The sequence below is a fragment of the Dehalococcoides sp. genome, from assembly GCF_041654235.1.
GTDB lineage: Bacteria > Chloroflexota > Dehalococcoidia > Dehalococcoidales > Dehalococcoidaceae > Dehalococcoides > Dehalococcoides mccartyi_B.
This window is the reverse complement of sequence record NZ_JBAZDW010000055.1, coordinates 1-8,450: the sequence shown is the minus strand read 5'-3', so window position 1 is coordinate 8,450 and position 8,450 is coordinate 1. Positions and strand designations below refer to the sequence as shown.

Annotated in this window: 9 protein-coding genes; 7 read left to right on the top strand and 2 right to left on the bottom strand. The window is 48.8% G+C overall.

Annotated elements, in window-relative coordinates:
* Window positions 1–193 precede the first annotated feature (193 nt).
* The 7 genes from plsX (at window position 194) to WC259_RS06645 (ending at window position 6,682) form a co-directional block, all read left to right on the top strand.
* Complete coding sequence (gene plsX, locus WC259_RS06675; RefSeq protein WP_061977161.1) at window positions 194–1,237, top strand: phosphate acyltransferase PlsX; 1,044 nt, start codon at window positions 194–196, stop codon at window positions 1,235–1,237.
* Window positions 1,218–2,138: a thioredoxin-disulfide reductase gene (gene trxB / locus WC259_RS06670; protein WP_011309059.1), complete on the top strand. Its 921-nt coding sequence runs from the start codon at window positions 1,218–1,220 to the stop codon at window positions 2,136–2,138. The genes plsX and trxB overlap by 20 nt, the downstream gene beginning before the upstream one ends.
* A gap of 69 nt (window positions 2,139–2,207) precedes the next feature.
* The gene (gene rplI, locus WC259_RS06665) at window positions 2,208–2,663 is read left to right on the top strand and encodes a 50S ribosomal protein L9 (RefSeq protein ID WP_011309058.1); all 456 of its coding nucleotides are present in this window, start codon (window positions 2,208–2,210) and stop codon (window positions 2,661–2,663) included.
* Complete coding sequence (dnaB, locus tag WC259_RS06660; protein ID WP_011309057.1) at window positions 2,664–4,040, top strand: replicative DNA helicase; 1,377 nt, start codon at window positions 2,664–2,666, stop codon at window positions 4,038–4,040.
* The gene (locus WC259_RS06655) at window positions 4,037–4,747 is read left to right on the top strand and encodes a DnaD domain-containing protein (RefSeq protein WP_011309056.1); all 711 of its coding nucleotides are present in this window, start codon (window positions 4,037–4,039) and stop codon (window positions 4,745–4,747) included. Before dnaB ends, WC259_RS06655 begins: the two co-directional genes overlap by 4 nt.
* Window positions 4,671–6,080, top strand: coding sequence for an ATP-binding protein (locus tag WC259_RS06650; protein WP_012984225.1), 1,410 nt, complete (start codon window positions 4,671–4,673; stop codon window positions 6,078–6,080). The genes WC259_RS06655 and WC259_RS06650 overlap by 77 nt, the downstream gene beginning before the upstream one ends.
* A 71-nt stretch (window positions 6,081–6,151) precedes the next feature.
* Window positions 6,152–6,682: an HNH endonuclease gene (locus WC259_RS06645; protein ID WP_011309054.1), complete on the top strand. Its 531-nt coding sequence runs from the start codon at window positions 6,152–6,154 to the stop codon at window positions 6,680–6,682.
* On the opposite strand, the gene WC259_RS06640 is transcribed toward WC259_RS06645, so the two are convergent.
* Together WC259_RS06640 and WC259_RS06635 are read right to left on the bottom strand one after the other, a co-directional pair.
* Window positions 6,671–7,504 carry a stage 0 sporulation family protein gene (locus WC259_RS06640; RefSeq protein WP_012984224.1) on the bottom strand — a complete coding sequence of 278 codons (834 nt, stop codon included), beginning with the start codon at window positions 7,502–7,504 and terminating at the stop codon, window positions 6,671–6,673. The genes WC259_RS06645 and WC259_RS06640 overlap by 12 nt on opposite strands.
* The coding region (locus tag WC259_RS06635) for an ATP-binding protein (RefSeq protein WP_372643744.1) at window positions 7,497–8,450 on the bottom strand (954 nt) is incomplete at its 5' end. The genes WC259_RS06640 and WC259_RS06635, both read right to left, overlap by 8 nt.

Sequence of the window (8,450 nt, the reverse complement as noted above, 5' to 3'; positions counted from 1 at the left end):
ACTGGGCTTTTCACTGATAGTCCCTCCCCGGCCGGAAATAACCGGGGCATGGGGTGTGGCTTTACTGCTTCGGCAGGACACGAATATAAATACAACTGCCAAGCCCACCAACTTTCGGGGGTTTGAAACCCCTTTTCTCCGGGAGAAAGTATAGTCCCGGTTTTATTAAGATGAATTTTCTAAGAGGATATAAATGATAATAGCGGTAGATGTAGACGGGGGTGACTACGCCCCGAAGGAAATTATCAAAGGTGCCCTCAAGGCTGCCCAGGAGTACAAAATAGGCCTTATCCTGCTGGGCAAAAAAGAGGTTATCCATGTACATGCCGGGCATTACCTGAAAAAACTGCCCATAGAGATAGTCCACTGCCCTCAAACCGTAACTTTTAATGAACACGCTGTGGAAGCTATCAAAGGCAAGCCACAATCAGCCATTGTAATAGGCACTTCTCTGGTTAAACAGGGCAAGGCAGACGCCTTTATCTCTGCCGGCAACACCGGTGCGGTGCTGGCTGCCGCCTTTTTTATTCTTGGGAAAATAGAGGGTGTTGAACGCCCTGCACTGGGTGCCATCATTACCACCCGCCCCCATATCCCTTCACTGCTGATAGATGCGGGAGCTAATGCAGAGTGCCGCCCCAACCATCTGGATGAATTCGCCCATTTGGGCAATATATATGCCAAACAGGTGTTGGGACTCGAAAACCCCAGAATAGGCTTACTGAATAACGGTGAAGAAGAAGCTAAAGGCACCAAACTCACACTGGAAACCCACCAGTTACTTAAAAAAAGCAAGCTCAACTTCATCGGCAATATAGAGGGGCATGATATATCCCTGAACAAGGCTGACGTGATTGTGACGGACGGCTTTACCGGAAATATTGTGCTTAAAACCCTTGAAGGGCTGGGAGATGCTTTGCTTAAGGTCCGTAAAGTAGGCCACGCCATTGACAGCGCCGCCCACCTGCGGGGCAGGGCTTTGCTGGCTGACGTGGGCTTGGGCTCTATGGTAAAAGGTATGGATTTTGAAGAATGTGGCGGTGCCTGCTTACTGGGAGTAAAAGGAACCATCATAGTTGCTCATGGACGAAGCCACGCCCGGGCAATAAAAAATGCCATCGGGCTGGCCAAACGCACTGCTGAAAAAGGCGTGGACAAGCTGATTGCCGAAGATATCAAGTCCCGTACTAAAGCAGGCACGGAAGGAGACCCCAAAAATGTCAACACTCCTGTATGACGTAATAATTATAGGTGGCGGCCCGGCCGGACTAACTGCTGCCTTGTATACCGGACGGTCAAAGCTAAAGACACTGGTTATTGAACGTGCTTTTGTAGGCGGGCAAATAACCCGTTCGGAAAAAGTGGATAACTACCCCGGCTTTCCGGAGGGCATCACCGGTTTTGACCTGACCCAGCAGATGCAAATACAGGCCGAAAAATACGGAGTGGAGATAACTTCGGCTGAAGTAAATGCCATTCATAAAACCAAAGACCACTTTGAGGTTGTCACTGAAACAGGCGGCCTGAGCGGACGTTGTATTATTATCTGCGGGGGGACCGAACGCAATAAACTGGAAGTGCCCGGAGAAGAGGAGTTTTCCGGGCGGGGAGTCTCCTACTGTGCCACTTGCGATGCCCCTTTCTACAATGACAAGGTTGTTGCGGTAGTGGGAGGCGGTAATATGGCCTTTTACGAAGCCCTTCACCTGTCCGAGTTTGCCAAAAAAGTTTACCTGATTCACCGCCGCCAAGGTTTCCGGGCAGATGCGGTGTTAATGGATAAAGCTAAAAACAAAAGCAATATTGAACTGGTGCTGGATACCGTAGTCACTTCCATAAACGGGCAGGATAGTATTCAGTCACTCAGCCTAAATAACTTGAAGACCCTAAAAACCTCCACCCTGCCGATAGACGGACTCTTTGTAGCCGTGGGCTTACAGCCGAATACCACCTACCTGAAGGGGGTGGTGGATATGGACAAAAACGGCAGTATTCTGGTAAATGACCAGATGGAAACGTCAGTAAGCGGCATACTCTCTGCCGGTGATATCCGAAGCGGCTCAATAAGGCAGGTTATATCCGCTGCCGGAGACGGAGCGGTTGCCGCTCTTTCCGCCAAGCGGTATCTTGACCTGTAAATTTAATTATTTAAGGGTACAAAACTACTCCGCTTTTCCAGTATAATAGTAAATTAAAAAGGGGTTGGCATGAAGGTTGTTTTTCTGAAAGATGTACCCGGCAGAGGAAAAACCGGAGATATAAAAGAAGTAAATGACGGCTATGCCCGAAATTATCTTATACCTAACAAACTGGCCATGCCGGCTTCTGCCGCAGTAAAGAGTGAGATTGCAGCCAAACAGGCAGCGGAAGAACGCCGCAAAGCCAAGGCTGAAGCTGAAATGGTAGAATTGGCTAAAAATCTGGACGGAGCCAAGGTAAATCTAAAAGCTAAAACCGGAGCAAAAGACAAACTCTACGGGCAGATAACTACAACTGTGATTGCCGCTGAGATTGAAAAACAAACTGGCAAGACCATAGACAAGCGCAAACTGGAGTTGGCTGAACCTATCCGCCAGCTGGGCAACTATGAAGTTGTTATCCGCTTTAACAAAGACCTGTCTTCCAAGATAAATCTGGCAGTCACTGCTGAGGAGAATACTTAGTTGCTTGATTCCAAGCTGCCGCCATACGATGTAGATGCCGAGGAGTCGGTAAGCGGTTCCTTGCTGATAGACGGGCAGGCTATTTTTGATATCATACCCATCTTGAAGCCGCAGGATTTCTTCACCGAACCCAACCGCCTTATTTTTGAGGCCTGCATGTCCTTGTACGGCCGCAGTGATGCCATCAATCAGGTTACCGTAGCCCAGGAACTGGAACGGCTGGGCAAGCTGGAAAAATGCGGAGGGTCAGCCTACCTGAGCCATGTGGTTTCGGTAGTACCCACCTCCCTGGATATTGAACATTATGCCCGCATAGTTTACCGCCTTTCGGTTATGCGCCAGCTTATTGACGCCGGGCAGAAAATAAGCGAACTGGGTTTCAAAGCCGACCCTGATGTCTCGGATTCTCTGGGCAAAGCCGAAGACCTGCTATTCCGCCTTCGCCATGAACGCTCAAGCTTGGGCTTTACCCATATTAAAAATATTTTAGACAAGTATTTTGAACCCGTACCTGCCCCCGGCAGTGAGGGCTATCAGGCTATTCCCCATGTGCTTACCGGGCTGACCGGTATGGATACCTTTTTAGGCGGGCTTCAGCGTTCAGACCTTATTATTATGGCCGGACGCCCTTCCATGGGCAAAACCTCTCTTGCTCTGAATATCGCCCGAAATGCAGCGGTTGAACAGAGAGCCTGCACCGCTATCTTCAGTCTGGAAATGTCACGGGAGTCTCTGGTACAGCGTTTGCTCTCCAATGAAGCCGCCGTAAATTCCCGTTCCATCCGCCTGAATGAAAGCAACCCTGATGAAGAACGCAAAATAATGGATGCCATCGGCGTACTTTCCGAAGCACCCATTTTTATAGATGATTCGCCCCAGATAAGGGTAGCCGAAATACGCAGTAAAGCCCTGCGGCTACGCTACGAACAAAATATAGACCTTATTATTGTGGACTATCTTCAGCTCATTCAGGGTGAAGGCAATACCAAAGAAAACCGGGTACAGGAAATAAGCTATATCTCGCGCTCACTAAAAGGCATTGCCCGCGAACTGAATGTGCCGGTTATAGCCATTTCCCAGCTTTCCCGTGCCCCGGAGTTCCGCTCATCCCATCAGCCTCAGCTTTCAGATTTGCGTGAATCAGGTTCTATTGAACAGGATGCGGATATAGTGGTATTTATATACCGTGACGAGTTTTATTATAAAGAAGAGGAATGGGCAAACCTTCACCCGGATCAGGAATACCCGCGTGAAATCGCAGATATCATAATAGCTAAACACCGTAACGGCCCTATCGGTACTGTAAAGTGCCGCTTCCGCCATGACCTGACCCGTTTTGAAAATCTGGGGTCAAGTACGGAGCCCAGCTTCTTATGAGTAACCCGCCGCCCGTCCCTGTCAGACAGGAGTTTACTCCCGTATCCCGTTATTTTATCCACCGGGTAGCGCCGCTGATTGAAGACCCGGCAGAACTTAAGGTAAGTCTAGCGGTATTCAGCCTTGTTCAGGCCAAAAAGGGCTACCCCAGATACACCACTCTGGCCGAACTGGGGGCAGAAGAAACCCTGATGAACACTTTGGGCAAAACCCCAAACGAAAGCTTGCAATCACTGGAGAAAGCCCTCAAAATGGCGGTGGAACGGGGAACCCTGCTGGGGCTGGAACTGAAAAGCGGAAAACACAACCACCAGCTTTATTTTATTAATACTGAAGCTGATACAGCCGTAGTGGAAAAAATAAAAAATGGCAGTCTGGCTTTACCCGGTTTAAAAGAAGTAACAGCAGAAGTAATAACCGGCAAAACCGGACAACCCAATATATTTAAACTTTACGAACAGAATATAGGTTTGCTGACCCCCATGCTGGCAGACAATCTGAAAGAAGCTGAAAAGCTGTATCCCGAAGAATGGATTGCCGAAGCCATAAAAGAGGCTGTCAGCCTGAATAAACACAACTGGCGCTATATAGAACGAATACTGGAAAATTGGTCAAGTCAGGGAAAAAACAGTGGAACACATAAAGGAAATACTGGGGAAACAGATAAATACAAAGGCCAATTGTACGACCACCTCGTCCAAAGGTAAGGCGGTAAAGGCGGCCGAAGAAAACCTGTGCCCGTTATGTAAAGGGGCTAAATTCGTATACCCTGTTTCAGCCGAAGGGGTAACGGATTTCAGCCGGGTAGTCCCCTGCCAGTGTACCCAGTCCGAATCCGGTGCAGACCGGGAAAAACGCCTGCTGACATATAGCTGTCTGGGAGGCTTGTATAAGTATACCTTTGAAAAGCTGAATTCTCTGGGCAAGACTGACGAACCCCACAGTCAGGACACATTTAAACAGGCTTACGAGGCAGCTCTGGATTTCGCCTCCAACCCCACCGGCTGGCTGGTTTTCACCGGACCAAGCGGTGCGGGCAAGACCCATCTGGCTGCCGCCATTGCCAACAGACGCCTTTCCACGGGACAGCCGGTTCTCTACAAAAGAGCATCCGAACTGATAGATGACCTAAAAAAATCTTTTGAGCCTGACAGTGATGCCGGTTACAGCCAGAGCTTTGATATACTCAAAAATGCCCCCCTGTTAGTGATAGATGACCTGACCGTCCAGAGTGGTTCGGAATGGTCAAAAGAAAAACTTGACCAGTTGCTCACTTACCGCTTTAGTCAGGAGTTACCCACCATTATCACTCTGTCTACCCCCATAAATGAGCTTGATCCCCGTATCCAGAGCCGTCTTTTGGATAAATCCATATCTAAAATATACACAGTTGCCCCAAACCCGGAGGACAGTCTGGAATACCGCTGGGATAATGCATTGGCACTTCAAAAGAAAATGACCTTTGAAAATTATGACCACAAGCGGTCAAACCTGACTCCGGAACAACGCCAGAATATAGATGCCGCCTATAACTTGGCACTGGATTTTTCCCGAAATCCGGAAAGCTGGTTGGTGTTTCAAGGGGAAACGGGCTGCGGCAAGACCCATCTGGCATCCGCCATTGTCAATGAACGTTACCGCCAGGGCAAACCTGCCATGTTTGTGGTTGTGCCCGAATTTTTAGACCACCTGCGTTCCACCTTCAGTCCTGAAAGCAAAACTTCATATGACCAGATGTTTGATGCGGTTAAAAACGCCAAACTACTGGTACTGGATGATTTCGGGGAACAGTCCAGCACTCCCTGGGCGCAGGAAAAACTCTATCAGGTAATAAATTACCGCTATAACCGCCGTCTGGCCACCGTAATTACTACCAGATGCCAGCTGAGTGAAATAGAGGTGGCCATAAGCTCGCGCTTCGTTGACCCCCAGATAAGTATGGTATTTAACATTACCGCCCCCAACTTCCGCTGTGACAGTACCGGGCAACAGAAGCAGCGCCCTGTATCCCGTATGAGGACCACCCGCCCCCAACGCTAAGCGAACAGACTTGCCCTGCTGTAGGATTTTGTTTAGAATAAGCATAATCTTTTCGGGAGAAGCGGTGTTTGATGGACAACCATCAGGTACTGGTCTTGAACCAGGATTACCAGCCACTAAACGTATGCCATATACGGCGGGCTGTTTTGCTTGTGTACCAGAGCAAAGCCGAAATGCTGGAAGATGGCCTAGGCTTCTGGCACTCTGAAAAAGACCATTTCGCTCTGCCCTCAGTCATACGGCTATCCTGCCTCATAAAACACCCGCCGCTCCGCCCCAAACTGAACCGGGCTGAGATATTCAGCCGTGACAAACACACCTGCCAGTACTGCGGACGCAAAGATCTGGAACTGACCATAGACCATGTTAACCCCAAGCATCAGGGAGGGCCTCATGTTTGGGAAAACGTAGTAGCCGCCTGCCTGCACTGCAACCGCCATAAAGCCGGGCGCACTCCTGAACAGGCTCATATGAAGCTTATGTGCACTCCGGGAGTGCCACAGTATCGTTACGGGTATTCGCTACCCAGAGCAAACGCCAATATCCGCCATGAATGGCGGCCTTACCTTGGGCTGGGAGATGAACCGAAACTAGTGGTGTAACGGGGCATCAGGGCGGCGGCCTTCTTTATCAGGGCGAATATCTTTTAAAGCCACCTCGGCATTAGCTCCGCTTTCCAGCAGGACAAATACCATCTCTTCAAGGGGATTACCGCCAACCACTTCGCCTTTACCCACCGGAGTAGATACTTTCAGCCCGTCCTTGGGCATTTTGGCTTTGGCTGCCTTGTAGGTTTCATATTCATAGTCCAAACAACAAAGAAGCCTTCCGCAAACACCTGAAATCTTCTGGGGATTTAGCGGCAGATTCTGCTCTTTGGCCATCTTTATAGACACCGGGTCAAACTCACTCAGGAAACTGCAGCAACAAAGTTCCCGTCCGCACCTTCCGTAACCGCCCACCATCTTGGCCTCATCACGCGGACCAATCTGCCGAAGCTCCACCCTGACTCTCAGCTTGCGTGATATTTCCCTGACCAGTTCCCGAAAATCCACCCTGTCTTCGGCTGAAAAATAAATGGTTACGTGATTTTCGTCCAGGCTGTATTCCGCCCGTATAAGTTTCATAGGCAAATTAAGCTTGCTTACCAGCTCTATACATTCCGCAACCGCACTCTGGTTCTTTTCTTCAAGCTGGCGTTCACGGTTCATATCTTCAGCGGTAGCCAGACGTATAACCGGCTTCAAGGGCTGTTCCAGACTGCTTTCTTCCACTTGGGAGGGAGAGGCAACCACCCAGCCCAGTTCTTCACCCCGGCTGGTTTCCAGCACTACGCAATCATACGGGTAAAGTTCAAAACCGGCCGGGTCAAAGTAATATATCTTGCCGGCTTGTTTATAGCGTATCTTTACAATATCAACCATTTTTTACAGTTCCTTCCTTTACAAAGGGTAAACTGAGCATCAGCACTTCCAGACAAAGTCTAGGATTGGCATTCGCCCGCAACCGGTCTTCGGTCTTGAGTATATTATCTATAGCTATACGTATGTCTGTAAGCCCAAGTTTGTCTGAGGCCATGTATAGTATATCTTTATAATCAATATTAGTCATGTTTTGGTTGGCATCAGCCTTCAGGAGAAGCATATCTCTAAATACGTCCAGCCACATATCCAGTATAGCTTCAGCCGCCGTGCGGTTTTGACCAAACAGATTTGATAAATCTGAGGCATAATCAAAGCGTTCTTCTTCGTCCTGCCCCAGTATCCATATGATTTTTTCAATATTTGCCTTACGTTCTTCCAGTATTTCAGGAGACGAAGCCACTTCCATAGCCCAGCCCACCCTGCCGTGACTGAGGTGGGACAGAAGCTCTGCTTTTTCCGCATCTAAACCCTGCTTGAGCAGAGCCTCACGGATAAGGTTTATCTCAACGTATCTTAATTCCAGAATCTGGCAACGTGAAATTACTGTGGGTAACAGGAGCGATTTATCAGCGGTAAGTAAAATAAATATATTTTGGGAACCGGTTTCTTCCAGTGTTTTTAAAAGACGGTTTGAAGACTCCAGTGAAAGTTTTTCTGCCTGATGGATAATAAAAACCTTGTACTTACCTTCAAATGGGGGCAAACTGGCGGCATGCTGGATATCTTCTATCTGTTTGACACCTATTTCAGCTTTAGCTTTGCCGTCAGACGCATCTTCAGCCGAAAGAAGCTCCAGGTGGATAATATCAGGGTGATTTCCGGACAAAATGCGCCCGCAAACCGAACATTCCTGACAGGGTGGCGGTGAAGCCTGACAATTTAGTGCTTGGGCAAAGGTGAGAGCCATCCGCTTTTTACCCACCCCTGACGGGCCATGAAATACATA

What these genes read in the sequence shown, in the direction of transcription:
- rplI (WP_011309058.1), top strand. Translation starts at nt 2,208, where the DNA reads ATGAAGGTTGTTTTTCTGAAAGATGTACCCGGCAGAGGAAAAACCGGA.
- plsX (WP_061977161.1), top strand. Translation starts at nt 194, where the DNA reads ATGATAATAGCGGTAGATGTAGACGGGGGTGACTACGCCCCGAAGGAA.
- WC259_RS06655 (WP_011309056.1), top strand. Translation starts at nt 4,037, where the DNA reads ATGAGTAACCCGCCGCCCGTCCCTGTCAGACAGGAGTTTACTCCCGTA.
- trxB (WP_011309059.1), top strand. Translation starts at nt 1,218, where the DNA reads ATGTCAACACTCCTGTATGACGTAATAATTATAGGTGGCGGCCCGGCC.
- WC259_RS06640 (WP_012984224.1), bottom strand. Translation starts at nt 7,504, where the DNA reads ATGGTTGATATTGTAAAGATACGCTATAAACAAGCCGGCAAGATATAT.
- WC259_RS06645 (WP_011309054.1), top strand. Translation starts at nt 6,152, where the DNA reads ATGGACAACCATCAGGTACTGGTCTTGAACCAGGATTACCAGCCACTA.